This is a genomic window from Streptomyces sp. NPDC002825, assembly GCF_040295385.1.
In the GTDB taxonomy this organism is placed as follows: Bacteria; Actinomycetota; Actinomycetes; order Streptomycetales; family Streptomycetaceae; genus Streptomyces.
Map to the genome: position 1 here is coordinate 140,650 of NZ_JBEOVH010000013.1, position 24,991 is coordinate 165,640.

The 24,991-nt window shown below is 73.6% G+C and carries 21 protein-coding genes and 2 tRNA genes; 6 read left to right on the plus strand and 17 right to left on the minus strand.

Translation table 11 applies throughout. From position 1 onward, the window contains the following. Nucleotides 1-200 precede the first annotated feature (200 nt). Nucleotides 201-291, minus strand: a tRNA-Ser gene (locus ABT041_RS18965). Nucleotides 292-513: 222 nt separating this feature from the next. Here ABT041_RS18965 and ABT041_RS18970 point away from each other — a divergent pair. Continuing rightward, nucleotides 514-939 (plus strand): SSI family serine proteinase inhibitor, encoded by a 426-nt coding sequence (locus ABT041_RS18970; protein WP_351185700.1) that lies wholly within the window; start codon nucleotides 514-516, stop codon nucleotides 937-939. 114 nt (nucleotides 940-1,053) lie between these two features. Continuing rightward, nucleotides 1,054-4,824 (plus strand): response regulator, encoded by a 3,771-nt coding sequence (locus ABT041_RS18975; RefSeq protein ID WP_351185703.1) that lies wholly within the window; start codon nucleotides 1,054-1,056, stop codon nucleotides 4,822-4,824. A gap of 51 nt (nucleotides 4,825-4,875) precedes the next feature. Here ABT041_RS18975 and ABT041_RS18980 read toward each other — a convergent pair whose 3' ends face one another. From ABT041_RS18980 to ABT041_RS19045, 14 genes are all read right to left on the minus strand, one after another. Further along, nucleotides 4,876-6,528 carry a long-chain fatty acid--CoA ligase gene (locus ABT041_RS18980; protein ID WP_351185706.1) on the minus strand — a complete coding sequence of 551 codons (1,653 nt, stop codon included), beginning with the start codon at nucleotides 6,526-6,528 and terminating at the stop codon, nucleotides 4,876-4,878. Nucleotides 6,529-6,664: 136 nt separating this feature from the next. Further along, nucleotides 6,665-7,210 (minus strand): SigE family RNA polymerase sigma factor, encoded by a 546-nt coding sequence (locus ABT041_RS18985; RefSeq protein WP_351185709.1) that lies wholly within the window; start codon nucleotides 7,208-7,210, stop codon nucleotides 6,665-6,667. A 315-nt stretch (nucleotides 7,211-7,525) separates the two neighbouring features. After that, the gene (locus ABT041_RS18990) at nucleotides 7,526-8,746 is read right to left on the minus strand and encodes a DUF1906 domain-containing protein (RefSeq protein ID WP_351185712.1); all 1,221 of its coding nucleotides are present in this window, start codon (nucleotides 8,744-8,746) and stop codon (nucleotides 7,526-7,528) included. Between the two features lie 52 nt (nucleotides 8,747-8,798). Continuing rightward, nucleotides 8,799-9,965, minus strand: a complete 1,167-nt coding sequence (locus ABT041_RS18995; protein WP_351185715.1) for a lipid-transfer protein — start codon at nucleotides 9,963-9,965, stop codon at nucleotides 8,799-8,801. Next, the gene (locus tag ABT041_RS19000) at nucleotides 9,962-10,345 is read right to left on the minus strand and encodes a MaoC family dehydratase (RefSeq protein WP_351185718.1); all 384 of its coding nucleotides are present in this window, start codon (nucleotides 10,343-10,345) and stop codon (nucleotides 9,962-9,964) included. The genes ABT041_RS18995 and ABT041_RS19000 overlap by 4 nt, the downstream gene beginning before the upstream one ends. After that, on the minus strand, nucleotides 10,345-11,370 hold the full coding sequence (locus tag ABT041_RS19005; RefSeq protein ID WP_351185721.1) for an acyl-CoA dehydrogenase family protein: 1,026 nt from the start codon (nucleotides 11,368-11,370) through the stop codon (nucleotides 10,345-10,347). The genes ABT041_RS19000 and ABT041_RS19005 overlap by 1 nt, the downstream gene beginning before the upstream one ends. 1 nt (nucleotide 11,371) lies before the next feature. Then, complete coding sequence (locus ABT041_RS19010) at nucleotides 11,372-12,517, minus strand: bifunctional MaoC family dehydratase N-terminal/OB-fold nucleic acid binding domain-containing protein (protein WP_351185724.1); 1,146 nt, start codon at nucleotides 12,515-12,517, stop codon at nucleotides 11,372-11,374. Next, nucleotides 12,514-13,680 (minus strand): acyl-CoA dehydrogenase family protein, encoded by a 1,167-nt coding sequence (locus ABT041_RS19015; RefSeq protein ID WP_351185728.1) that lies wholly within the window; start codon nucleotides 13,678-13,680, stop codon nucleotides 12,514-12,516. The genes ABT041_RS19010 and ABT041_RS19015 overlap by 4 nt, the downstream gene beginning before the upstream one ends. Before the next feature lie 200 nt (nucleotides 13,681-13,880). Continuing rightward, nucleotides 13,881-14,186, minus strand: coding sequence for a hypothetical protein (locus ABT041_RS19020; protein ID WP_351185731.1), 306 nt, complete (start codon nucleotides 14,184-14,186; stop codon nucleotides 13,881-13,883). Between the two features lie 424 nt (nucleotides 14,187-14,610). Next, nucleotides 14,611-15,129 (minus strand): O-acetyl-ADP-ribose deacetylase, encoded by a 519-nt coding sequence (locus ABT041_RS19025; RefSeq protein ID WP_351185734.1) that lies wholly within the window; start codon nucleotides 15,127-15,129, stop codon nucleotides 14,611-14,613. A gap of 163 nt (nucleotides 15,130-15,292) precedes the next feature. Beyond that, nucleotides 15,293-15,490, minus strand: a complete 198-nt coding sequence (locus tag ABT041_RS19030; RefSeq protein ID WP_351185737.1) for an antitoxin — start codon at nucleotides 15,488-15,490, stop codon at nucleotides 15,293-15,295. Nucleotides 15,491-15,606: 116 nt separating this feature from the next. Continuing rightward, nucleotides 15,607-16,530, minus strand: coding sequence for a serine hydrolase (locus tag ABT041_RS19035; protein ID WP_351185740.1), 924 nt, complete (start codon nucleotides 16,528-16,530; stop codon nucleotides 15,607-15,609). Between the two features lie 183 nt (nucleotides 16,531-16,713). Further along, nucleotides 16,714-16,800, minus strand: a tRNA-Ser gene (locus tag ABT041_RS19040). 114 nt (nucleotides 16,801-16,914) lie between these two features. Further along, nucleotides 16,915-18,357: a S1C family serine protease gene (locus tag ABT041_RS19045; protein ID WP_351185743.1), complete on the minus strand. Its 1,443-nt coding sequence runs from the start codon at nucleotides 18,355-18,357 to the stop codon at nucleotides 16,915-16,917. A 184-nt stretch (nucleotides 18,358-18,541) separates the two neighbouring features. On the opposite strand from ABT041_RS19045, the gene ABT041_RS19050 reads away from it, so the two are divergent. The 3 genes from ABT041_RS19050 to ABT041_RS19060 all read left to right on the plus strand — a co-directional run bounded on the left by ABT041_RS19050 (nucleotide 18,542) and on the right by ABT041_RS19060 (nucleotide 21,248). Then, nucleotides 18,542-19,363 carry a glycerophosphodiester phosphodiesterase gene (locus tag ABT041_RS19050; protein ID WP_351185746.1) on the plus strand — a complete coding sequence of 274 codons (822 nt, stop codon included), beginning with the start codon at nucleotides 18,542-18,544 and terminating at the stop codon, nucleotides 19,361-19,363. A 115-nt stretch (nucleotides 19,364-19,478) separates the two neighbouring features. After that, nucleotides 19,479-20,081 carry an ATP-binding protein gene (locus tag ABT041_RS19055; RefSeq protein ID WP_351185879.1) on the plus strand — a complete coding sequence of 201 codons (603 nt, stop codon included), beginning with the start codon at nucleotides 19,479-19,481 and terminating at the stop codon, nucleotides 20,079-20,081. A 189-nt stretch (nucleotides 20,082-20,270) separates the two neighbouring features. Further along, the gene (locus ABT041_RS19060) at nucleotides 20,271-21,248 is read left to right on the plus strand and encodes a DUF5926 family protein (protein ID WP_351185749.1); all 978 of its coding nucleotides are present in this window, start codon (nucleotides 20,271-20,273) and stop codon (nucleotides 21,246-21,248) included. A 221-nt stretch (nucleotides 21,249-21,469) separates the two neighbouring features. Here the strand turns inward: ABT041_RS19060 and ABT041_RS19065 are convergent, their stop codons facing one another. Next, complete coding sequence (locus ABT041_RS19065) at nucleotides 21,470-22,057, minus strand: hypothetical protein (protein ID WP_351185752.1); 588 nt, start codon at nucleotides 22,055-22,057, stop codon at nucleotides 21,470-21,472. Between the two features lie 159 nt (nucleotides 22,058-22,216). Beyond that, a complete protein-coding gene (locus ABT041_RS19070; RefSeq protein ID WP_351185755.1) occupies nucleotides 22,217-22,981 on the minus strand; it encodes a bifunctional DNA primase/polymerase in 765 nt (254 codons plus the stop codon). Between the two features lie 520 nt (nucleotides 22,982-23,501). Between ABT041_RS19070 and ABT041_RS19075 the strand changes: the two genes are divergently transcribed. Beyond that, nucleotides 23,502-24,953 (plus strand): PP2C family protein-serine/threonine phosphatase, encoded by a 1,452-nt coding sequence (locus tag ABT041_RS19075; protein ID WP_351185758.1) that lies wholly within the window; start codon nucleotides 23,502-23,504, stop codon nucleotides 24,951-24,953. Nucleotides 24,954-24,991: the final 38 nt, after the last annotated feature.

Below are 24,991 nucleotides of genomic sequence, written 5' to 3' on the forward strand. Positions count from 1 at the left end.
CCATTCCCCACACCCCTTGTGACCTGCGAAAACGTCGAGGTGGGGGTCGAGTGAGGGTCGGCGGGCGGGGTCGTCGGGGCGGGTTGCGCGAGGGGAAAACGCGCGGAAAGAGACCGGGGTCACACCGTCGGAGGGTGGAGGCGGAACAGGGCCGGGAACGACCGAAGCCCCGGCCTTGGGGCCGGGGCTTCGGTATGGGGCGGAGGCGGAGGGATTTGAACCCTCGATGGGCTTTAAGACCCAAACCGCATTAGCAGTGCGGCGCCATAGACCGGACTAGGCGACGCCTCCATGCACCTCGCGCATACGCGGGTGGTGCGTGCAGATGATGACACAGGCGAACCCGCTGTCACCAATCGATTCTCACCGTACTAGTGCTCCGGGGTCCAGGGCAAAGCCCCGCCCCGCCCGGCGCACCACCGGTTGCGCAACGCCGGGGCGCCCGGAGCGTTAGAGGGGGCGGGCGCGTCGTGCACCCGCGCCCGTCGTACCCCCGTGCTTCTGGAGATCCGCATGCTGCGCAGTCTCGTCCTCGCGACCCTCGCCACCGCCGCCGTCGGGACCGCCGGCCTCGGCCCGCTTCCGCCGCTGAACCTGTTCTCGTCACCAGACTCGCTGACCGTGACGGTCGAGAAGAGCGGCCACCCCAACGCCGACGGCACCTTCGAGCTGACCTGTGGCGACCGCGCCAAGGGCAACCACCCCGCCGCCGAGAACGCCTGCAAGCGCCTCGACCAGCTGGCGCAGCAGGGCGGCGACCCGTTCCTCCCCGTCCCCAAGGACCGGATGTGCACCCAGATCTACGGCGGGCCCGCCCTCGCCCACGTCACCGGCACCTGGCAGGGCCGCAAGGTCGACGCTCGTTTCTCCCGGGCGAACGGGTGCGAGATCGACCGCTGGGAGAATCTGGAGCCTCTGCTTCCCCTCGTCCGGGGGTGACCCCCGGAGGCTCCCTTAGACTCCCCTCAGTGACAGGCTGCGGCCCGAGGGGCAAGATGGGGCCGGCCGGCCGATAGGCAAGCACGTGCAGTGCGTCAGGGAGGAAGCGTCGTCGTGAGCAGCAGGCCATCCCGAGGCGCTGCTCGCCTCGCAGCCATACTCGACGCCCTCCCCGACGGCCTCGTGCTCGTCAACTGCAACGGCACGGTCGTCAACGCCAACACCATCGCCCTCGGCATGTTCGAGACGCCCGGCACCGCGCTCGTCGGGCGCGGCCTGCTGGATCTCCTGCCGACCTTCGACTCGCGCCTCATCCCGGGCTCCATGCGCCGCCCCGACGGCGCCGACGAGCGCGGCCGCACCAAGCCGACCCGGATGATCGCCCGCCGCACGGACGGCTCCGAGTTCCCCGTCGAGGTCACCAGCGCCAGCCTGGAGGACGGCCGCGAGGCCTACGACTCGTACGGCGGCTACACCGGCGACGAGCTGCTCATGCTCGTCGTACGGGACCTCACCGGCACCCTCGACACCGAGGCCGAACTCGCCCGCTCGCAGCGCCAGACCGAGATGATCCTGCGCGCCGCGGCCGAGGGCGTCGTCGGCACCGACACCGAGGGCCGGGTCGTCCTCGTGAACCCCGCCGCCGCGCAGATCCTCGGCTACCGCGCCGGCGAGCTCGGCGGCCAGGAGCTCCACCCGCTGATCCTCGCCAAGCGCGCCGACGGCGAGCCCTTCCCGTACGAGGAGTCCCCGCTCGCCGACACCCTCAAGTCCGGGCGCAAGCACCGGGTCCGGGGCCAGGTCCTGTGGGCGAAGAAGGGCGACCGGGTGCCGGTCGACCTGACGACCGCTCCGGTACGGGACGGCGACCAGCTCGTCGGCGCCGTGATGACCTTCACCGACCGCAGGCCGTACGAGCAGCTCGTCGAGGAGCACGCCGCCGAGCTCGCCGGCCTCGCCGAGCGGCACGCGGCGGAACTCGCCGACCGGGCCGAGCGGCACGCCGCCGAGCGCGAGGCGCAGGCCGAGAAGTACGCCTCCCTCGCCGCCCGCCACGAGCAGCTGACCGCCGTCCTCGCCGAGTCCCTGCGCGGGCCCCTGGAGGAACTCCGCACCCAGCTGGGCACCCTCGCCGCCGACGACGCCGGACAGCTGTGGCCCGAGGCCAACCAGGTCCTGCACCACCTGGCCGCCGGCTACGCCCGGATGACGGCCCTCGTCGACAACGTCCTCGGCTACCAGCGGCTCGACTCCGGTGCCGAGGAGCTCGACAAGGCCGTGGTGCTCCTGGACGGGATCGTGACCGCCGGCATCGACGGCGCCGTCGAGCTCATCGGGCCCGGCCGCGCCCAGTTCGCCGTGCACGCGCCGCCCATCGAGGCCGAGGTCGACGCGGCCCGCCTGACGACCGCGCTCGCCCACCTCGTCGCGGACGTCGCCGGCGTCGACGCGACCGGCAAGAGCAAGGCCGAGCGGACCCCGAGCGACTCCACGATCGTCGTCGCCGCCGCGCAGCGCGGTGACGTCGTACGGATCGAGGTCCGCGGCCCGTACGCGGGCGGCGACCCGGTGCACGGGCCCGTCGTGCGCGGCATCGTGGCGGCGCACGGCGGTGTGGTGCAGACCCACGAGGTGCCGGGCACGAGCGGCGGCGCGTACGTCCTCGAGGTGCCGGTCGGCGCGGGCCGGGGCACCGTCCCCGCACCGCCGCGGGAGGACGCGCCCTCGGGCGGCCGCGAGGCCCTCGCCCTGCCGGCCCAGGCCTCGGGCCCCGACTCGGGGACGCACTCGGGGACGCGGTCCCCGCTGCACTCGGCGACGCCTGTCGCCCCTGGCCTCGCCACCGGTCCTGTCCCCGCCTCCGCTTCCGGTCCTGTGCCCGTGTCCGGCGGGCTGCCCGTCCCCGGTGCCGCCTCCCCGTCCGTCGTCGCTCCCGGCGGGATCCCCGGCGCCGGTACGGCTCCGAGCGCGTCCCCCGGTGCCGCCGTCGCCCCCGAGGGCTCCGGCAGCGGGCGCCGGCGGGCCCGGCGGGCGTCCACCGATGCGTTCCTGGAGAGCGCGGTCGCGCCCGAGGGTCAGGTGGCGGGCGGTGCCGAGCCGAGTGGGCGTCGCCGTGCCCGTACGGGAGAGGCCGCCGAGCTGATCCCCGCCCAGCAGAACAGCGCCGTCGACTCCCCCGTCGAGCCCACCGGGCGCCGTCGGGGCCGGCCCGCCGAGGGCTCCGTCGTGACGGCCGCCGAGGGTGCCCAGGGGCGTGCAGCGCTCGGCGCGGCCGTTCCGCCGCAGGGCGTCGCCGTCGAGCCGGCCGGGGCTCCCGCGCCGGCCCGCGCCCTGCCCGCCGTCGCATCCGAGGAGGCCCCGCCGCAGCCCAGCGGGCGCCGTCGGCGTGCGCTGGCCGCCGCGCAGGAGCGGGCCGCCGCGGCCGAGGCCGGGCCCCGTACGCCGTTCGCGCTGCCGCCCGCCGATGCCGACCGTGACGCCGAGACGGCCGTCGCCGCTCCCGCGGCCGGTCCGCTGCCCGTCTCCGACGAGGGGCAGCACGAGGCCGTACGGGGCGTCCCGGGCGACGGGCACACGCCGCCGCACGCGCATCCGCCGCACGCACACCCGCAGGCCGGGTCCCCGGTCGAGCCGACCGGGCGGCGCCGGGCCGTGGCGGTCCCGCAGCCGGAGGCCGCGCCGCGGCCCGCGCCGCAGAACAGCACGGGTTCCGGGACCGGCACCGGCTCCGTACCGCTGCCTCCCGAGCTGCCGATGCCGATGACGGTGTCGAAGGACTCCACCCAGGGGCGGGCGTTCAGCGTCCGTACCCTCGGGCAGGGCGTTCCCTTCGTCCCGCCGGCCGCGTCCGCCGCACCCGTCGCGCCCGTCCCGCCTCTCGCGCCCGCCGCGCCCCCCGCGCCCTCCAACGGCTCGGGGCGGAGGCGCAGGCTCGCCACTCCGCCCGAGGTCGACCCGCCGGTCGCCGCGGCCGAGGCCAGGCCGCACCCGCAGCCGACCGCCCCGGCCCCCTCGCCGCACGACACCCCGGCCGAGGGCCGCGCCTACGCCATAGGGGCGCCCGCCGCGGGCTCCGCCGAGGGGCCCGAGCCGCTCGACGGTCCCGGCGGCGCGGTCGAGGTCGCGAACCGGCCCGCCCCGCGTCCCGTCGACGACGAGCTGCCCCCGGAGCCGCTGGACAACCCGCGCCGGCTGCTCGTCTGGCCCGCGCCCGACGTCACCACCCAGCAGGCGCTGAGCGACCGCGGCTACCGGCCGGTGATCGTGCACTCCCGCGAGGAGGTCGACGCGCAGATCGCCGCCTTCCCGGCCGCGCTCTTCGTCGACCCGCTGACCGGTCCCATCACGCGTACGGCCCTGCAGTCGCTGCGTCAGGCGGCGGTGGCCGCCGAGGTGCCGGTGCTGCTCGCGGCCGGGCTCGGGCAGGCGACCCGGGAGGCGGCGTACGGCGCCGACCCGGCCGTGCTCCTCAAGGCGCTGGCGCCCCGCGACAGCGAGCAGCACCCCTCGCGGGTCCTGCTGATCGAGGAGAACGAGACCGTCGCCGAGGCGCTCGCGGCCACCCTGGAGCGGCGCGGGATGCAGGTCGCGCAGGCGGAGACGGACAGCGAGGCGGTCATGCTGGCCACCCAGACCCGGCCGAACCTGGTGGTGATGGACCTGATGCAGGTGCGCCGCCGCCGGGCCGGGATCATCGACTGGCTGCGCGCGAACGGCCAGTTGAACCGCACTCCGCTCGTCGTCTACACCTCGGCCGACCTCGTCGAGGAGGAGCTGCCGAAGCTCGACTCCGGCGAGAACGTCCTGTTCCTCGCCGAGCGTTCGAACAGCGCCGAGGTGCAGGCGCGGATCGTGGACCTGCTCGCGAAGATCGGCACCAACTAGCCCCTTCGGGCGCGTTGGTGCCGGCCTCGGCGGATCGGAGCCGCGGGTGGATCAGAGCTGGGTGACGTCCAGCTCGCCCTCCGCGTACTGCTTGCGGATGACCTTCTTGTCGAACTTGCCGACGCTCGTCTTCGGCACCGCCGGCACGATCGCCCAGCGCTCCGGCAGCTGCCACTTGGCGATGCCGCCCTCGTCGGCGAGGAAGGCCCTGAGCGTCTCGTAGTCCGCCGTCGAGCCCTCCTTGAGGACGACGGTCGCCAGCGGCCGCTCGCCCCACTTGTCGTCCGGCACCGCGACGACGGCGGCCTCGGCGACCTCGGGGTGGGCCATGAGGGCGTTCTCCAGCTCGACGCTGGAGATCCACTCGCCGCCCGACTTGATGACGTCCTTGGCGCGGTCGGTGAGGGTGAGGTAGCCGTCCGGGCTGATCACGCCGACGTCGCCGGTCTTCAGCCAGCCGTCCTCGCTGAACTTGTCGGCGGGGCGCAGCTCCTCGGCGTCGACGCCGCCGAAGTACGAGCCCGCGATCCAGGTGCCGCGGACCTCCAGCTCGCCCGCCGACTCGCCGTCCCAGGGGAGGTGCTCGCCGCCGGGTCCGACGAGGCGCGCCTCGACGCCGGCGGGGAAGCGGCCCTGCGTGACGCGGTAGGGCCACTCCTCCTCGGGGGTGAGGCCGTGCGGCGGGTGGGCCATCGTGCCGAGCGGGGAGGTCTCGGTCATGCCCCAGGCGTGGCAGAGGCGGACGCCGAGCCGGTCGTACGCCTCCATGAGGGAGGGCGGACAGGCGGCGCCGCCGATGGTGACCTGGGTCATCGAGGAGAGGTCGCGGGGGTTCGCGGTGACCTCGGCGAGCAGGCCCTGCCAGATGGTGGGGACGGCGGCCGCGTGGCTCGGCCTCTCGCGCTCGATCATCTCGGCGAGCGGGGCCGGCTGGAGGAACCGGTCCGGCATGAGCATGTTGATGCCGGTCATGAAGGTGGCGTGCGGCAGGCCCCAGGCGTTGACGTGGAACTGCGGGACGACGACCAGGGTCGTGTCCTTGTCGGTGAGGCCCATCGACTCGGTCATGTTCACCTGCATGGAGTGCAGGTAGATCGAGCGGTGCGAGTAGACGACGCCCTTCGGGTCGCCGGTGGTGCCGGAGGTGTAGCACATGGCCGCGGCCGTGCGCTCGTCGAGCTCCGGCCAGTCGTACGAGGTCGGGCGGCCGGCGATCAGCTCCTCGTACTCGTGCACGCGCGGCGCGGCGCCGTCCAGGAGGGAACGGTCGCCCGGGCCCGCGACGACGACGTGCTCGACCGTCGGCAGGTGCGGGAGCAGCGGGGCGAGGAGCGGGAGCAGCGAGCCGTTGACGATCACGACCCGGTCGGCGGCGTGGTTGACGATCCACACCAGCTGCTCGGGGGGAAGGCGGAGGTTGAGGGTGTGGAGGACCGCGCCCATCGAGGGGATCGCGAAGTACGCCTCGACGTGCTCCGAGTTGTTCCACATGAGGGTGGCGACGCGCTGGTCGCCGGTGACCCCGAGTTCGTCGCGCAGGGCGTGGGCCAGCTGGTGCGCGCGTGTTCCGGCCTCAGCGAACGTGCGGCGCTGCGGCTCGGGCTCGCCCGTCCAGGTGGTGATGGTGGACTTTCCGTGGATGGTCATCCCGTGCTGGAGGATGCGGCTCACGGTCAGTTGTACGTCCTGCATGGTGCTGTACACGGGGCGTCCTCCCGGTGGGCGCTACGTGGCAGAAAGGGTGGTGAGATTCTGCGCACGTACCGCGCGGTATGTCACTACCCGAGAGTACGTAAATTGCCAGTGATTACTGGCGGGAGCCGCTGGATGGCGTGTCCCCTCACCGCACGGGCGTCAGCTCCGGGTCCTCGCGGAGCTTGCCGAGCGCCCGGGACACCGCGCTCTTCACCGTCCCGACCGACACCCCGAGCACCTCGGCCGTCTGGGCCTCGCTGAGGTCCTCGTAGTACCGCAGGACGACCATCTGACGCTGCCGCTCCGGCAGCTTCAGTACGGCGCGCCACATCGCGTCGTGCAGCACCTGCCGCTCGGCCGGGTCCGGCTCCGGGAGACCGGCGGGCTCGGGCAGCTCCTCGCAGACGAACTCGTCGACCTTGCGCTTGCGCCACTGCGAGGTGCGCGTGTTCAGCAGCGCGCGGCGGACGTAGCCGTCCAGGGCGCGGTGGTCCTCGATGCGCTCCCAGGCCATGAAGGTCTTGGCGAGCGCGGTCTGGAGGAGGTCCTCCGCGTCCGAGGGGTTGGCGGTGAGGGAGCGCGCGGTGCGCAGGAGCACGGGTCCACGCGCCCGTACGTACGAGGTGAAGGTCGGGTACGACGCGTACTGCGAGGCACCGGCGCAGACGGGGCCAGAGGGTGGCGGAGTCATGACTCCACGCTAGGAGCGCACGGACAGCGGCGGATCGGCCCCAGGTCCCGACCCGCCGTCCGCCTCAGGTTGTAGGGGTGGGGATGGCTCCACCTCCTCTGGGTGGAGAGCCCGGGTCCCCGGCTCAGGGTCAGGGTGGAGACCCAGGGGCACCGGCTCGGGGTCGTGGGCTGAGGGAGACCCCGGGTCACCGGCTCGGGGTCGGCGGTGGGGAAAGGCCCCGGGTCACCGGCTCGGGGTCGGCGGTGGGGAAAGGCCCCGGGTCACCGGCTCGGGGTCGGCGGTGGGGGAAGGCCCCGGGGCACCGGCTGAGGGTCAGGGGTGCCGGCCCGGGACGAAGGACAGGGGGACGGGGACGCGGGCGGCGAACCGGGCGGGCGCGGCGACGCGGGCCACGGGCGCGTCCATCGCGTTGCGGTCGATCGACAGGGTGCGGCCGCCGTACGTCTCGGTGACGTTCCCCGCGTACTGGTGGATCCGGGCGTGCGGCGTCCAGGCGTCCGGGTGCAGCACCGACTCGGTGAGCAGCGCCGGCTGGCCCCGCCAGCGGGCGAACCACATCACGTCCGGCAGGTCCTTCGTCCCCGCCCTCCGCTGCGTCTCCATGTCCCGCACGCCCGTCTCGGCGCTGCTGTAGAAGCCGGGGAGGTAGCCGAGGCGCCGCACCTCCCGGTTCCAGGCGCGGACGAACGCGAGGGTGGTCGCGGCGCAGCTCGCGTCGCCCCGCCGGTAGGCCTCGATGTCGAGGTAGAGCGGGCTGCTCGTGCCGATCCCGAGGGCCTTCGCCGCCCGTACGGCGTCCCCGCCCTCCTTGGTGCCCTGGGTCGCGGGCGCGCTGCCGATGGCGAACTTCCGCTTGGCGAGGGAGTCCACGCACGGGGCCTGGGAGCCGACGAAGAGCGGCAGCAGCCGCCAGCCCATGGAGTGGGCGGAGGCGACCCAGGCGGGGGTCAGCTCCTTCTGTACGGGGCAGCCGCGGCCGCGCCCGCCGAAGTAGATCCCGACGGCCCCGTACGGCGACCCCCGCCAGGCCTTCATCACCGCGAGGGACGGCGCCTCACAGGTGTCGAACGCCTTGCCCGAGAAGCGCACGGGAGCGGCGACGGCCAGGGCGGGGGGCGCCGCGGGGGCGGGGGGCGCTGCGGCCGCGCCGGGAGCGCCCCGAGCGGTGAGGGCGCGCGGCGCGGTGACGGAGGCGGGCGCGGTGGCGGAGGCGGGCGCGGTGCCGTCCCCTGAGCGGGTCGTGGGGGCGGAGCCGGGTCCCGTGGCGGCGGCGCCCGTGGTTCCGGACTCGGCCCCCGTGGCGGCCGCTTCCGTGGTCGAGTCCGGTGTCGTCGTCGCGGGTGGGCGTTCCGTTCTCGCGGTGGCCGGAGGCGGGGTGGAGAGGAGGGTCGTCCCGGCCAGCGCCACCAGCATCGCGGCGACCACGGTCCGCGCCCCGGGAGGCGGCGTGGAGCGTGGGCGGGCCGGTGCCGACGGCGGGGCCGGGACGTGCGCGGGGGCGGCTTCGGATGCGGGCGGCGTACGAGTGCTCATGGCGCGAGTGAAGATCCACCCGCCCCGCCCGGCCACCGCTCAGGCCGTCCCCTCAGCCGTCCGTGCCCAGGATCAACCCGGACGTGGGAACCCCCGTGCCCGCGGTGACCAGGGTCCGGGCCGCGCCGGGCAGCTGGTTCACGGACGTGCCGCGGATCTGCCGCACCGCCTCCGCTATGCCGTTCATCCCGTGGAGGTAGGCCTCGCCCAGCTGCCCCCCGTGGGTGTTCAGCGGAAGCGCCTCGGCCGCGACGAAGTCCGCCGCCTCCCCCGGCCCGCAGAAGCCGAACTCCTCCAGCTGCATCAGCACGAACGGCGTGAAGTGGTCGTAGAGGATGCCCACGTCGATGTCGGAGGGCGCGAGCCCGGACGTCCGCCAGAGCTGCCGGGCCACCACGCCCATCTCCGGCAGTCCGGTCAGCCCGTCCCGGTAGAAGCTGGTCATGGCCTCCTGCCTCCGCCCGGCGCCCTGGGCCGCGGCGAGGATCACGGCGGGCGGGCGCGGCAGGTCGCGGGCGCGCTCGACGGAGGTGACGACGACCGCCTGGCCGCCGTCGGTCTCCTGGCAGCAGTCGAGGAGCCGGAGCGGCTCGACGATCCAGCGCGAGGCGGCGTGGTCGGCGAGGGTGATGGGCTTCCCGTGGAAGTGGGCGGCGGGGTTGTTCGCCGCGTACTTCCGGTCGGTGACGGCGACATGGCCGAAGGCGTCCGGGGTCAGTCCGTAGGTGTGCAGGTAGCGCTGGGCGGCCATGGCGACCCATGAGGCCGGGGTGAGCAGCCCGAAGGGGAGCTGCCAGCCGAGCGCGGCGCCCTCGGCGGAGGGCTCGCGCTGCTGGACGCCGGAGCCGAAGCGGCGCCCCGAGCGCTCGTTGAACGCCCGGTAGCAGACGACGACCTCGGCGATCCCGGACGCGACGGCGAGCGCGGCCTGCTGGACGGTCGCGCAGGCGGCGCCGCCCCCGTAGTGCACGCGGGAGAAGAAGGACAGCTCGCCGATGCCGGACGCCTGGGCGACGGTGATCTCGGGGTTGGTGTCCATGGTGAAGGTGACCAGGCCGTCGACGTCGGCGGGGGTGAGCCCCGCGTCGTCGAGAGCAGCGCGCACGGCCTCGACGGCGAGGGAGAGTTCGCTGCGGCCCGAGTCCTTGGAGAACTCGGTCGCCCCGATGCCGACGACGGCGGCCCGCCCGCCGAGCGTGTCCCTGCCGCGGACGCTCATCGCGTCACCTCCACGGTGACCGTGCCGGTGACGTGGTGTCCGAGCCCGTTGGCGCCGACGACCCGGACGCTCGCCGTGTCCCCGTCCACCTCGGTGACCGTCCCGGTCAGGACCATGGTGTCCCCCGGGTGATTGGGGGCGCCGAGCCGGATGGCGACCTTGCGGAGGACGGCCCGGGGGCCGAAGTGGTCGGTGATGTACCGGCCGACCAGGCCGTTGGTCGTGAGGATGTTCATGAAGATGTCCGGAGAGCCCTTCTCCCGGGCCAGCTCGGCGTCGTGGTGCACGTCCTGGTAGTCGCGGGAGGCGAGGGCCCCGGCGACGATCAGGGTGCGGGTGATCGGGATGCTCAGCGGCGGCAGCTCGTCACCGGGCTTCATCACAGGTCCCCCTCCGCGAGCAGGTCGCCGAGTTCGGCGAGGAGTTCGGTGCCGTGGCCCAGGTAGGCGTCGAGCTGCCGGCCCCACAGGAAGTGCCGGTGGACGGGGTGGTCGAGGTCCGCGCCCATCCCGCCGTGCAGGTGCTGTCCGGCGTGCACGACCCGTTTGCCGGCCTCGGAGGCCCACCAGGCCGCGGTGAGCGCCGCCCCCGAGGCGTCGAGCCCCTCGTCGAAGCGCCAGGCGGCCTCGTAGGCGGTGACCCGGATGGCCTCGGTGTCCATGTGGGCGTCGGCGGCCCGCAGTTGCACCGCCTGATGGGTCGAGAGCGGCCGCCCGAACTGCTCCCGTACGGACGTGTGCTCCACGGCCCTGGCGAGGGACCCGGCGCACACCCCGGCCTGGAGCCCGGCGAAGGCGGTGCGCGCGGCGGTCAGCACGTCGTCGTGGGCGCCGGCGCCGCCGAGGCGCTCTCCCGCCGCCCCGTCGAGGACGAGCCGGGCGGCCGCCCAGGGCGCGGTGAGCTCGACGGCCTCGACGGCGGCCGCGTCCTCGGCGCGGACCAGCCACAGGGCGCGGTCCTGGTCCGGTACGAGGACGTGGGTGGCGTCCCTGAGCCAGGGAACCCACTCCACGACGCCGCCCAGTCCCCCCGGACCCGAGGCGACCGTGCCCGGCGCCGGGAACGCGCCGGTCACCACCGTCGTACCGTCGCGGAGGCCGGGCAGGAGGCGGGCGCGCTGCTCCTCCGTACCGTGCCGGGCGACGGCGAGGATCCCGTACACACAGCTCGCGGCGAACGGCACCTGCGCCGTCCTGCGGCCCTGCTCCTCCAGGAGCAGGACCAGGCCGAGCAGACCGGTCTCCTCGACGGCGCCCGGGAGTCCGGCGGCGCAGAGCGCCTTCCAGAGCTCCGCGTCCGTGCCGGTCCCGGCCGCCCTGAGCCGCTCGTGGGTCGCGAGGTCCGCGAAGATCCGCCCGGCGAGCTCCCGGGCGGCCTCCTGCTCCTCGGTGGGGGTGAAGTCCATGTCAGTCCTCCCCTCCCGCGCGGAAGACGGGAAGCTCCAGCTCCTCGTCGACGCGCTGGAACTCGAGCCGCACCGGCATTCCGATCCGCACCTTGTCGTACGGCACGCCCACCACGTTGCTGATCATCCTTACGCCCTCGGCGAGTTCGATCAGTCCGACCGCGTAGGGGGGATCGAATGCCGGGAAGGACGGGTGGTGCATCACGACGTACGAGAAGACCGTCCCGGCGCCGCTCGCCTCGACCGTGTCCCACTCCCGCGAGCCGCACTCGGCGCACCCCGGCAGCCAGGGGAAGCGCGGGCTCGCGCAGTCGCCGCAGCGCTGGATCAGCAGCCGGTGCTGGGCCACGCCCTCCCAGAAGCCGGCGTTGTCCCGGTTGACGACGGGCCGGGGGCGGCGGGGCTTCTCGGCCTTGGGGGACGGCCGGGCGGGCGCGTACTTGAGGATGCGGAAGCGGTGGGTGCCCGTGAGTTCGCCGTCGGCCCGGACGTCCGTCCGCGTCGTCACGAAGTGCCCGGTGCCGAGCCTGGTGGTCTTGCGCTCCGACACGGACTCGATGACGGTGTCGAAGCCGATCTCCGCGCCCGGGCGGAGCGGCCGCAGGTACTCCTGCTCGCAGTCGGTCGCGACGACCGAGGTGTATCCGGCGCCGTCGAGGAGGGCGAACAGCTCCTCGTACGCGGCGGACCGGTCCGTGTGCCCGGAGAGGCCGCCCATCGTCCACGCCTGGAGCATGGTGGGGGGCGCGACGGCGTCCGGTCCCGCGTAGGCGGGGTGGGTGTCCCCCATCGCCTCGCACCAGTGCCTGATCATGGGGAGGTTGACCGGGTCCTTGCCGGTCCCGGCGGTGGCGGCGGCCCGCCCGACGAAGGCCAGGAGCCGCTCGTACAGCGCATCCGGCCGGTCCGGGACCGTCGCCGCAACCCCGCCCGGCAGGTCCGGCCGGTCCGGGGCCGTCGCCGCAACCCCGCCCGGCAGGTCCGACCGGTCCGGGGCCGTCGCCGCAACCCCGCCCGGCAGGTCCGACCGGTCCGGGACCGTCGCCGCAACCCCGCCCGGCAGGTCCGACCGGTCCGGGACCGTCGCCGCAACCCCGCCCGGCAGGTCCGACCGGTCCGGGGCCGTCTTCTCCGTACCGCCGCTCATCGCCGTCCCCTCCCCTTCATGCCGAGCCGCATCCTCGCGACGATCTCGCGCTGCACCTCGCTCACCCCTCCCCCGAAGGTGTTGATCTGCGCGGCCCGGTTCATGCGCTCCAGCTCACCGCCGTCGAACTCCCCCGGCGATCCCGCTCGCACCGTCCCCGGCCCGCCCGCGATCTCCTGACAGATGCGATAGACCTCCACCGCCGATTCGGTTCCCGCGAACTTCACGCCGCTCGCGTCCCCCGGGGCCAGCCGGCCGGCCCCCACGTCGCCCACCAGACGCCAGTTCAGCAGGCGGGTCGCGGCCAGCCGGGCGTGTGCCTCGGCGGCCCTGATGCGGACCCACGGCTCGTCGATGCGGCGCCGGCCCGTCACCGGACCGGGAGTGCGCGCCCGGTCGAGGACGGCCGCGAAGAAGTCCTCGGCCTGCATGCCGATCGCGGCCAGCGCGACCCGTTCGTGGTTGAGCTGGCTGGTGATGAGGCCCCAGCCGCCGTGCTCGGGCCCGACGAGGTTGCCGGCGGGGACCCGTATCCCGTCGTAGTACGTGGCGGTCGTCGTCAGCCCGCCCACCGTCTCGATCGGGGTCCAGGAGAAGCCGGGGGAGTCGGTGGGGACCAGGACGATGGAGATGCCGCGGTGCGGGGCGGCGTCGGGGTCTGTGCGGCAGGCGAGCCAGATCCAGTCGGCGTTCTGGGCGTTGGAGGTGAAGACCTTCTGGCCGTCGACGCGCCAGGAGTCCCCCTCGCGGACGGCCCGGGTACGGAGGGAGGCGAGGTCCGTCCCGGCTTCGGGCTCGCTGTAGCCGATGGCGAAGACGGCCTCGCCGCGCAGGATCCGGGGCAGGAAGAAGGCCTTCTGCTCCTCGGTCCCGTACGCCATGAGCGTGGGGCCGACGGTGTTGAGGGTGACCATCGAGACGGGGGCGCCGGCGCGGTACGCCTCGTCGAAGAAGACGAACTGCTCGTCGGGGCCGCGGCCCTGCCCCCCGTACTCCTCGGGCCAGCCGAGACCGAGCAGCCCGTCGTCGCCGATCCGGCGCAGCAGCCGCCGCTGGGCGGCGGTGTCGGTGGCGGACGGGGGTCCGTCGGGCATCAGGTCCCGGAAGTACGCGCGGAGTTCGGCGCGCAGCCGTAGCTGCCGCTCGGTCGGGGCGAGGTGCACGGCGACGGCCTCCCGGTGGGACGACTGAGGTTTCTGACTGTCCGTCAGATTCCGTACGCCTGTCAAGGTCGACGACGCCCCCGGGCGCTGCCCGCACACAGAAACACGACGGCCCGCACCCCGGTACCGAAGTACCGGCGTACAGGCCGCCGTTCACACCACGGTCACGCCCCCCGTCGGGCCGGAGTCCGTGCTGTCGGTCACCACCACGGGTGGAAGTTGACCACGTTGTTGCCCTGGTCGATGTGGGTGAAGGCGGAGCCGTTCACGCTCGCGGTGTTGTTCTGGTTGGAGGCACCGGAACCGGTCGCCACCTGCTGCGTCGTGGTCGAGTTGCCGAGGTTGCTCCCGCCGACGCCGCTGCCGATGATCGTGGCGACGCTCGTGTTCGATCCGTCGTCCGCGAATCCGCCGTTGTCGGCCTGGGCCACCCCGGCGAAGAGCGCTGCGGCGAGGGGCAGGGCGGCGGCGGCGGCGAGGATGCGGGCGGTACGGATGCTTGCCATGTCTGTTCCTCCGGGAACTGAAAACTGGTGCTTCTGCACGGAACTGCTCTGTGGAACTTCTCTGAACTACGGCCATGTCCAAGGCAGTTGGCCGACCGCCTCGGTCGTTGTGCTCGACGTCGCGAATCCAGAGTTGCCCACCGAATCCCCGGCGAACCACCCCGGAGCGGTCGATTCCCTCGCAAGCGTGAGGACAAGCCGATAAACCCCGGCAGTACGAAGAAAGTCCCAGCTCACACGGGCGGAGGGGGCCGGCACGGGGCCAGGGGGGCGGCACGACCGGTACGCCGCAAGGGAGGAAGCGTTCCGGCAGATTTTCCGCCGATCCGTCTCTCGGAAGAGCGCCACGGCGCGTCCCGGCCCCGGAGAAATCGAAGAGGGGATCCGACGGGGACAGGACGTTCGACCGACGGCGGACCAGAGCTTACGAGGCCTCTCCCAGGGCCGCCTCGAACGCCGCGTACGCCGCCGCGTCGAAGAGGACGAAGCGGACCTCCTCGACCTCCGTACGGGCCGCCCGCACCGTCTCCACGGCGATCCGGGCACCGTCCGCCATCGGCCAGCCGTAGATCCCGGTGGAGATGGCCGGAAACGCGACCGTTCGGTCCCCCAACTCGTCGGCGACCCGCAGCGATGCGCGGTAGCAGGAGGCCAGCAGCTCCGAGCGGTCCTCGTCCCGCGACCAGACCGGCCCGACCGTGTGGATGACGTGCCGGGCCGGCAGCCGCCCCGCCGTCGTCGCCACGGCCTGCCCGGTCGGCAGGCCCTTGCCGTAGTGCGAGCGGCGCAGGTCCTGACAGGCGGCGAGGATCTCCGGACCGCCCCTGCGGTGGATGGCCCCGTCGACCCCGCCGCCGCCCAGCAGCGAGGAGTTCGCGGCGTTGACCACCGCGTCCGCCGCCTCGGCGGTGATGTCTCCCTGGACCAGCACGATGCGCACCACGGCGGATCGGTTCCTCTCCTCCGAATCTGAGCTCCCGGGGTCCGCCCCGGGCGCTTCCCGACGGGCACGTCGGCGGCCTCCACGCGGCGCGCCGAGGCGCGCACCACGCCGAAGGGGTGCCCCGGGACGAACCCGGGGCACCCCTTCACGATCCTGTGTACGCCTACTGCGGCGGCGGCTCGCTCTGGCCACGGTCCGTCGTGCCCAGCTGCTCCTTGAGCTTCTCCTGGGCCGTGTCGACGTGTTGCGCGTACTTGCCCTGCGTCTTCTCGTCGACCATGTCACCGGCCCTGTCGATGCCCTGGGATGCCTTGTCCTCGTGGCCCTTCAGCATTCCCTTGAGCTTGTCCATCATGGACATCCTGGCCTCCTAGCGCGATTCCAGCCCCTCCAGCATCACGGCACCCCATCCGATCCGCATCCGGAGAGCCGACGGAACCCCGCTGACCTGCCGCTTCGCCCGCCGAACCGCCTTGGTCAGCCCTGGGGCACGGCGACGTACGCCTCCATGGGCGTGGTGGTCGGCGTGTAGCGGGAGGCGGCGGTCGCGGTCGGGACCAGGTCCCGGTGGATGACCTTGGCGACGGCCTGGATCGTGGTCACGCCGTAGTTCATCGTGCTGTTGCCGTCGGTGAGCACGGTGATGGTGTAGTCGTGGCCGCCGCCGTTGAAGGTGCCGACGCTGTGCACGCGCCAGCCGCGCGTGGCGCGCTGCAGCCAGCCGTTCTTGACGTGCACGGACACGGAGGAGGGCGCACCGGCCGGGGTCCCCCACCGCTGCGAGGTGATGACGTTGCCCATGAGCTTGAGGATGTAGGCGCGGGAGTTGTCGCTCAGGACGTTGTTCCTGGCGGTGATCAGCGACAGCAGCCGCTGCTCGTCGGTGACGTTGATCCGGGTGAGCCCCCAGTAGCCGCCGGATCCCGGCACCGTCTGCGTCATGCCGGCGGCCGCCAGGAAGCCCTTCACCTTGGTGACGCCGAGCTGGTTCCACAGGGCGGTGGTGGAGGCGTTGTCGGACTTGGTGATCATGGCGGTGGCGAGGTTGGCCTCGCGTGACGTCAGGTACCGGTTGGTCTTCTTGGCGTCCCAGAGAAGCGTCGCGAGGACGGTCACCTTCACGACGCTGGCCGAGTCGTACGCGGTCGTCGCGCGCAGGGTGCACGTGGTGTTCGTGGTGCGGTCGCGCAGGCCGACGGCGACGGTACCCGCGCGCGTGGCGAGGGCGGCGGTGATGTCCCGCTGCAGCTTGGCGGCGAGCCCGGCCGTGCCCGAGGTGCAGCTGACCTGCGGCGCGGTGGCGGCGGAAGCGGGCGTCGCGCCGGCGACGACGGGCACGAGCATCCCGGCGGCGGCCACGACCGGAAGCATGCGGGCGCGCAGGGATATGCGGTGAGTCATGTGGGGTCCCCCTGGAAACGAAGCGAACACGCCTACGGCGCAGTCGCCCTACATGACTCCTGAGCGCGCGAATGGTTGTACGAATCCAGCGAAACCGTCCGACCGCGGGCGGGACGCGCCCATGACGAAGGGGTGCCCCTGTGCGGAGCACCCCTTCTGATCAGTACGTCCTCTGATCTGCTGCGGTGGGTGTGGGATTTGAACCCACGGAGACATCGCTGCCTCGACGGTTTTCAAGACCGTTCCCTTAGGCCGCTCGGGCAACCCACCCTCGCCCCGCACCACCTGGCGCGGAGCGGCTACAGCCTACCGGCTGCGCCGGGGGACCGATGCGGAAGAGGGGTACGGCATCCCGCCGTACCCCTCGGCCCTCGGCGACAGGTGTCAGCTGTCGCCGGTGCGTTCGCCGAGGACGACCGTGGCCGTCGCGGTCTTGCCGTCCCGCTCGTAGGTGATCTTCACCGAGTCGCCCGGCTTGTGCGTCCAGATCTCGCTGATCAGGGTCGGGCCGCTGTCGATCGGGTGGTCGCCGAAGCCCGTGATCACGTCGCCGGCCTTCAGCCCCGCCTTCGCCGCCGGGCCGTCGGGAGTGACCGAGGCCGTGCCGCCCGAGCCCTGGGAGGCGATGGTCGCGCCCTCGCCCTTCTCGTTCATGTTCACGGTCGCGCCGATCACCGGGTAGACCGGCTTGCCCGTTCTGATCAGCTGCTGCGCCACGTTCTTCGCCTGGTTGACCGGGATCGCGAAGCCGAGGCCGATCGAGCCGGCCTGGGACTGGCCGAAGCCGCCGCTGGTCGACTGGATGGCCGAGTTGATGCCGATGACCGCGCCGCTCGCGTCGAGCAGCGGACCGCCGGAGTTGCCCGGGTTGATCGAGGCGTCCGTCTGCAGCGCGCTCATGTACGAGTTGCTGCCGCCGGAGCCGTCGCCCGAGGCGACCGGGCGGTTCTTGGCGCTGACGATGCCCGTCGTCACCGTGTTCGACAGGCCGAAGGGCGCGCCGATCGCGATCGTCGAGTCGCCGACCGCCACCTTGTCGGAGTCCCCGAGCGGCAGCGGCGTCAGGCCCTTCGGGGCGTCCTTCAGCTTCAGGACCGCCACGTCGTAGCCCTCGGCCCGGCCGACGACCTCCGCGTCGTACGTCTTGCCGTCCGAGAAGGTCACGGACAGCGTGCCGCCGTCCGCCGCCGAGGCCACCACGTGGTTGTTGGTGACGATGTGGCCTTCCTGGTCGTAGACGAAGCCCGTGCCCGTGCCGCCCTCGCCCTCCTGGGCGCCGGACTTGGCCTGGATGGTGACCACGCTCGGCAGGGCCTTCGCCGCGACCGCCGCGACCGTCCCCGGGTCGCGCTTGAAGGAGGCCGGGGCCTGGCCGGAGGAGACCGTGGTCGAGCTGAATCCGTTGTCGCCGCGCTCGGCCGCCCAGTAGCCGATGCCGCCGCCGATGCCGCCCGCGACGAGCGAGGCGACGAGAACGGCCGCCACGAGGCCGCCGGTCCGCCGGCGCGGGGCCTCGGGAGCGGGGGGATGCGGGGCGCCCCAGGCCGGGACGGCCGGCGGGGGCGGCGGCCAGCCGCCCGCGGGAGCGGCGGTGGGGGCGGTGACCGGCTCGGGGGCGGGGGTCGGCGCGGGAGCCGCGGCCGGCACCGGGGGCTGGACGGCCGTCGGCTCGTCCGCCCGGGTGGCCGGCTGCGGCTCCGGGGCCGCCGCCTGCTGCGGTGCCGGCGCCGGCTGCGGCGCTTCCTTCGGGGGTGCGGGAGGCGTCGGAGGGGCGGACGGGGCAGCCTGCTCCGCCGGGTCCGGCGTGCCCTCGTTCTCGGTGCTCACAGCTCGCTCTCCTCGTCGACGGCGCGGTTACCTAGGTGGCTCCAGGGTGCGGCACCAGCTTTTCCCACAGGACGTCAGGCCGCTGTAAGGCGGAGCTGTGCGTTCGCACTCCATCCTTTATATACGGACAGAACGGACAGGCTCCGGGGTGCCCGCGCCACCCCGCCAATGGCACCATGACGCCGTGACTCACGCACGGCAGCACCCGAACCGCATCCCCCTCCAGGTCGTCGCCCACCGTGGAGCATCCGAGGACGCACCTGAACACACCCTGGCCGCCTATGTGAAGGCCATCGAGGACGGCGCCGACGCCCTGGAATGCGACGTCCGGCTCACCGCCGACGGCCACCTCGTCTGCGTCCACGACCGGCGCGTCGACCGCACCTCGAACGGCCGCGGTGCCGTCTCCGCGCTCGAACTCGCCGATCTCGCCGCGCTCGACTTCGGCACCTGGAAGGGCCGGGACGACTCCGGCGAGATCCCCGACTGGAAAGACCCGGGATACACCTCCGTCCTCACGCTGGAACGCCTCCTGGAGCTGGTCTCCGACGCCGGGCGCCGGATCGAGCTGGCCATCGAGACCAAGCACCCCACGCGGTGGCGGGGCCAGGTCGAGGAGCGGCTGCTCCAGCTCCTCAAGCGTTTCGGCCTGGACGCGCCCGCGTCCCCCGCGGATTCCCCCGTACGCGTCATGAGCTTCTCGGCCCGCTCCCTGCACCGGATCGCCGCCGCCGCGCCGACGCTGCCGACGGTCTCGCTCGCCCAGTTCGTCTCACCCCGGCTGCGCGACGGCCGGCTCCCCGCGGGCGCGCGCATCGCGGGTCCCTCGATCCGGATCGTCCGGCACCATCCCGCGGTGATCCTTCGGCTCCAGAAGGCCGGGCACCAGGTCCACGTCTGGACGGTGGACGAGGCCGAGGACGTCGAGCTCTGCGAGCGCCTGGGCGTGGACGCGATCATCACCAACCGCCCGAAGCAGGTGCTCGCCCAGCTGGGCCGGGACTGAGCTCCCGGCCGGCTCCGAGGCGCCTCCCTCGTCCCACTTTTCCCGTCCGTCACAGGGGATAACAGGCCTTACAGGGTGTGCACCGGCGCGTTCCGTGCGTACGCGATCGTCACGAGTGCCTCATCACACGTGGATTGGCCGGTTTCCGGTCCAGGCCATTGGGGCATCCACACGGTGGCGTGGGGCAAAGGAGGTCTCGGGGGTGGCGTTGGTGGTGGCACAGGAGGTGCCCACGTCGTCGAGCATGGCCGTACCCCATGGCCCTGCGGGCGTGGGTGAGGCGCGACACCGGATGCGGGACGAGCTGTACCGCAGCGGGGTGGCCGAATCGGTCGTCGACGACGCGGTACTGATCCTTTCCGAACTGCTCAGCAATGCCTGCCGGTACGGCAGGCCGCTGGGCCACGCGGAGCGGGGCGAAGGCGATGTGCGGGCGGCCTGGCGGGTCGACCCGGGCGGCGGCCTGCGGGTCGAGGTGACCGACGGCGGGGGTCCGACACGGCCCGTCCCGTCGACGCCTTCGGTCACCGCACGGGGCGGCCGCGGGCTGAACATCATCGGGGCGCTCGCCCAGGACTGGGGCGTACGGGACAGCGCGAGCGGCGAGGTCACCGTCTGGGTGGTGGTCACCGAGGGCCACCGCCGCGAGGACTTCGCGGCGCGGGTCGGCGGCGGCTCGGGCCTCGATTTCCTCGACGCGTACGACGATCTGGACTGAGACCCGGGAGCGGGGCGCCGTGCAGGGCGTCCGGGCGATGCGCGCCGGGGCTGCCACGCCCCCGGCTGACGCGCCGGCCGCGCTCCCGTGTCGCCCCGCCTGAGCGGGCGCGGCGGTCGGTGCGGCTAGGCTCGCGCCCGGTACAGCACCGCACACAGAGCACAGCCGCGATCGGGAGAAAGCCACACCATGGCCAAGAAGCGCCCCCAGACGAAGGCCGGCAAGGCCGGCCAGGCACAGGTCACGAGCGGGGAGATCCCGGTCGTCGGCGCGCGCGAGCCGTGCCCGTGCGGTTCGGGCCGCCGCTACAAGGCGTGTCACGGCCGCGCCGCCGCGCACGCCGTGACCGAGCTCGTCCAGCGCCCCTTCGAGGGTCTGCCCGGCGAGTGCGACTGGGTCGCCCTGCGCGAGCTGGTCCCGGCCGCGACCGTGCCGCTCACCCTGAAGGGCGGGCTGCCCGAGGGCGTGCCGTCCGTGACCCTCGCGACCGTCCTGCCGATGGCCTGGCCGGCGCTCCGCCGCGACGACGGCTCCGTCCTGCTCGCCCTGCAGAACGACTCCACCTCCGGCGACCTGGCCCGCGACCTCGCGGACACCCTCCAGCGCGCCCTGGAGGCCGAGCCGGGCACCCCGATCCCCGCGCGCCGCGTGCCGGCCGAGGGCCCGCGCCTGCAGGAGCTCCTCGACGCGGACGCCCCGTTCGTCCCCGAGGTCCACACGGGCTTCGAGTTCTGGATCCCGCAGTCCACGGAGGGCGCGGACCCGGAGGTCGCCGCCTCCCTGGAGCGCGCCAACGCGGCCGCGATCCCGACCGTGAAGCTGGCGAGCGTCGACTCCGCGTACTGGTGCGAGGTTCCGGACAAGAACCACCTGCGCTGGGTCATGCCGTACCCGGAGGAGAAGCTCCTCGACGCGCTCGCCCGTCTCCAGGCCGGCGAGGGCACCTCGCTCGGCGCGGACACCCGGCTCGTCGGCTCCTTCCGGGCCCACGGTCTGATGGTGCCGGTGTGGGACCTGCCGTCCTCCATGACGGCCGAGGACTGCGAGAAGCCGGCGGCCGAGTTCGCCGAGCGGCTCGCCGCGGCGCTCGCGTCGGACGCCCCGCTGACGGCGGAGGAGCGCCGGGCGCGCGGCGGCCTCACGAACCGTCAGGTGACTCTCAGCTGATACCCCAGGTGGTATCGGTGACAGGCAGACCGACCGGTCGGTGACTTCTGCCACAAGACGGGTCTTCGGTCGGACAAATCCCTGTCCGAATAACCGAGATCGAATTTGCGAACAGCAGATCTCTTGTTACCGTTCTTGAAGCCCGGTCGCTGGTGCATCCCCCGTCGCCAGCGACCGGGCCTTTCCATGTCCGCTTCCGGCAGGGCCGGAGCGCGCGACGTTCAACTTCCTTCGCCGTCCGCCGTGTTGCTTCCCGCGCGGAGCAGCAGCGGAGTACTGCCGCCCTCGCCGGATCCGGCGAATTCCGCGACCGCCGTATAGGCCGTGGCCGCGCCCCGCGCGCGCTCCCTGGGTGTTTCACAGGTTCCCGGTTCGTCCTGCGCCGGGACCGGGCAGTCCACCTGCACGGTCCGTCCGCCGGGGCCCATGAGGGTCAGAAACGCGTCGAGCCGGCGGCCGGTGGCGTTCCGGTAGTAGGTACGCGCCCAGACGTCGGGGCCCTCGCTCAGGACACAGGTCTGCGCCTCGGCCCCCTCGGGGGAGGCGAGTTCCGGCCCACAACGCGTGACGCGCTCCGGGGCCACGGGAGCGGCCGGAGTCGCGGGGGCGGTGGGAGCGGCGGAGGCGGGTGTACGGGGTCCCAGGCCGAGCCCCCTCAGCAGGCCCCCGGCCTTGGCGTCGCCCTCGGCGCTCGCGCCGGCCGGCCGTACGGGGTCCCCCGTCGGCCGCGCCATGGCGACGAGGGGCAGCAGGACGGCCACCGTGACGGCGGTCCCGAGTCCGACCACACGGAGGTTCACCGGGCTCATGGGACCCACCTGCTCCTGCTCGGCTGGAGATCTGGAGATCTTGGACGGTGGGGTGAACATAGCGGTGGGAAACGGGCGCCCGGCCGGGCGCGCGCGCGTTTCCCGGACAAGTCGGACCAGGACACACCCGTTCGGGTGAACAGCCCACCCTTCCGAAGATCAGTACGCCAGCCGGCTCCCGCCGCCCGGCGCGCTCGTGCTCGCCTCGACCAGGGCGTCGACCACCGCCTCGACGTCAGGCAGCCACGGCCGGGCGGAGCCGGCGAGCGGGGCCCGCTCCCAGCGGACCTGTCCGGTCCCCGCGACCGAGGGCGGGAGGAGCAGATAGCCGCCCTCCCCGTGGAACCGCAGCGAGCTGGGCACGCCGTCCTTCGCGTACAGCAGCTCACCGAGCCGTTCGAGGCCGTACGGGGCGACGAGGATCGACCACCGGGTCGGGGTCGCCACGACCGGCCCCAGCCGCATGCCCTTCGCGTCGAGCGCGGCGAGGGCGCGCGCCCCCGCGACCGCGGGGAGGCTGACCGCGCAGGGCGCGCGGCCGCCGGTGGCGAGGACCACCGGGGCGTCCGGGCGCCGGGTCCACCACCAGCGGACCATGCGCTCGTCGGTGGTGGCCGCGAGCAGTCCGGGCTCGTAGGGGTGCGCGCCGGGCACCACGCAGTCGGGGTCGGGACAGGCGCAGGCCGGTCCCGCGCCCGTACGGGTCGCCGGTTTCAGGGCTCCACCCGACCGGAGGGCTCCGCCCGCGGCCGTGCGGGTCGCGCCGCTCGGGCCCGTGCCCGTACGGGTCGTCGTTCTCAGGCCCGCGCCCGGCAGGACGGGCCAGTTCCACTCGACCGCGAAGGTGACCGCCGCGTCGAGCCGCGCGGTCCTCTCCTTGCGCCGGAACCGGAGCCTGCGTCGCCTTCCGAGGATCTCGCGCATGAGCGCTCGTTCCTTTCCGTTGAACGCCGAATCCACATCACACCATGTGCAGATCTCTTCACCGTGCGTATCAGCGCGTGCCGGGTCGGCGGGTTCCGGACCGCCGAGGGGGCGGTGCGGACCGGGCCGGTGCCGGGTGGATCCCGGGGGAACCGGGTGGAGCCAGGTCAGCCGGAGCGGGTCAGAACACGTTCCCCGCCACTCGGTGGCGGGTTGCGGCCTGCGGCGGGAAAGACGCCGGGGTTCCGCGTCACGTTCCGGGGCGGTGTCAACTGCCCCTGCCTGTCACCGATTACGTACCCAGCACGCTTGGAATGACGCGCTTTCAAACGACGCCAGTCGACCGCAAAAGGTGCACACCGGGGGCAATTTTCAGCCAACTTCCCGCGTACTTCAACCCTTGCGCACGAGCTCACGGACACCACAAGTCCCGTGGGGACAATGCTGGACATCGTTCCTCTTGTGCGTGTACATGTGGATGCATCGAGCGGCTCAGATTGACATGGGGGTTTGCGATGCTATGGCGTCAAACGCACCGGTCGGAAAGCCGACTGACATGAGCGCCCCACACATGCCGAAAGTGGCCGGAATCGATTCCACGGTTCCAGGGCCCCCGCACACTACGTCGCCCCTCCCCGGCGTCCCCGCGGCCGCGGGTCCCGCCGACGCGGCCCTCCCGCCCGGAGCCCTGATCCAGGACCGGCTCGCCTCCTGGGTGTCCGACCTCACCACCCTCCACGAACTCACCGAACGCCTCATCAGGACCGCCTCCCTCGACGAGGCGCTCCGCGAGGTGCTCGGCGCCGGCGCCGCCCTCGTCGGCGCCCGCCGCGGCATGGCCGTCCTCGAACCGGCCGACGGCCACGGCCCCACCAGCACCATCGGCCTCGGCCTCGCCCACTCCGACCTCGGCACCATCGAGACCGTCCCGCGCGGCGCCACCAGCTACGGCCGCCTCCTCGACGGCCTGCCCGACCCCGGGCACCCGGAGCGCGTCCCCGATCCGATCGCCATCCGCGACGTGCGTACGGAGGAGGGCCTCGACCCGCGCCACCGCGAGGTCGCCGCCCGCCTCGGCTACGCCGCCAGCTACGCCCTCCCGCTCGCCACCGAGGAAGCCGGCCGGCTCGGCGCGGTCGTCTGGCTCTACGACGAGCCCGCCGAACCCGACGAGCGCCGACGCCACCTGATCGGGCTCTACGGCCGCTTCGCCACCGAGCACCTCGCCCGGCTCCTCCAGGTCGAGCGCGCCCGCGTCCAGGTCAGCACCGTCGCCGAGGAGCTGCTCCCCAGCCGCCTCCCCCGCGTCCCCGGCGTCCAGCTCGCCGCCCGTCACCGCACCGGCCCGATGGGCGGCGGCGACTGGTACGACGCGCTGCCGCTGCCCGACGGCGCCCTCGGTCTGGCCGTCGGCTCCGTCTCCGGCACCGGCCCCAGCGCGCTCGCCGCCATGGGCCGGCTGCGCGCCTCCCTCCGGGCGTACGCGGTGATGGAGGGCGAGGACCCCGTCGCCGTCCTCTCCGACCTGGAACTCCTGCTCCGGCTCACCGAACCCGCCCGCTCGGCGACCGCCCTCTTCGCCTACGCCGAGCCCGCGCAGCGCCGGATCGTCCTCGCCGGCGCCGGGCACGCCCCGCCGCTGATCGTCGGCGACCGCCGCACCGAGTTCGTCGAGACCTCGCTCTCGGCCCCGCTCGGGATGCTCTCCTGCTGGGAGGCGCCGAGCGTCGAGCTGTCCCCGGCACCCGGAGAAACGGTGCTTCTCTACACGGACGGGCTGCTGCGCCGTACCGGCGACGCCATGGACCGGGCCTTCGCACGTCTCCACGCGGCCGCCTCGAGCGTGCCGCGGGCGGACCGGGGCGACCCGGGCGCCGTCGCCGACCACGTCCTGCGGACCCTGCTCCCCGAGGGCCTCGACCCGGCCGTGGACGGGGAGGACGTGGTCCTGCTCGCGGCGCGCTTCGAGTGACCCGCGGGTGACTCAGCGGTAATGGGTCTTCCGGCCCT

Bases quoted from the DNA above. Each gene is read 5' to 3' on its own strand.
- ABT041_RS18985 (WP_351185709.1), bottom strand. From the start codon at position 7,210: ATGACTCCGCCACCCTCTGGCCCCGTCTGCGCCGGTGCCTCGCAGTAC.
- ABT041_RS18970 (WP_351185700.1), top strand. From the start codon at position 514: ATGCTGCGCAGTCTCGTCCTCGCGACCCTCGCCACCGCCGCCGTCGGG.
- ABT041_RS19060 (WP_351185749.1), top strand. From the start codon at position 20,271: ATGGCCAAGAAGCGCCCCCAGACGAAGGCCGGCAAGGCCGGCCAGGCA.
- ABT041_RS19020 (WP_351185731.1), bottom strand. From the start codon at position 14,186: ATGGCAAGCATCCGTACCGCCCGCATCCTCGCCGCCGCCGCCGCCCTG.
- ABT041_RS19010 (WP_351185724.1), bottom strand. From the start codon at position 12,517: ATGAGCGGCGGTACGGAGAAGACGGCCCCGGACCGGTCGGACCTGCCG.
- ABT041_RS19070 (WP_351185755.1), bottom strand. From the start codon at position 22,981: ATGCGCGAGATCCTCGGAAGGCGACGCAGGCTCCGGTTCCGGCGCAAG.
- ABT041_RS19030 (WP_351185737.1), bottom strand. From the start codon at position 15,490: ATGTCCATGATGGACAAGCTCAAGGGAATGCTGAAGGGCCACGAGGAC.
- ABT041_RS19000 (WP_351185718.1), bottom strand. From the start codon at position 10,345: ATGAAGCCCGGTGACGAGCTGCCGCCGCTGAGCATCCCGATCACCCGC.
- ABT041_RS18990 (WP_351185712.1), bottom strand. From the start codon at position 8,746: ATGAGCACTCGTACGCCGCCCGCATCCGAAGCCGCCCCCGCGCACGTC.
- ABT041_RS19005 (WP_351185721.1), bottom strand. From the start codon at position 11,370: ATGGACTTCACCCCCACCGAGGAGCAGGAGGCCGCCCGGGAGCTCGCC.
- ABT041_RS19065 (WP_351185752.1), bottom strand. From the start codon at position 22,057: ATGAGCCCGGTGAACCTCCGTGTGGTCGGACTCGGGACCGCCGTCACG.
- ABT041_RS19075 (WP_351185758.1), top strand. From the start codon at position 23,502: ATGGCGTCAAACGCACCGGTCGGAAAGCCGACTGACATGAGCGCCCCA.
- ABT041_RS18995 (WP_351185715.1), bottom strand. From the start codon at position 9,965: ATGAGCGTCCGCGGCAGGGACACGCTCGGCGGGCGGGCCGCCGTCGTC.
- ABT041_RS19035 (WP_351185740.1), bottom strand. From the start codon at position 16,530: ATGACTCACCGCATATCCCTGCGCGCCCGCATGCTTCCGGTCGTGGCC.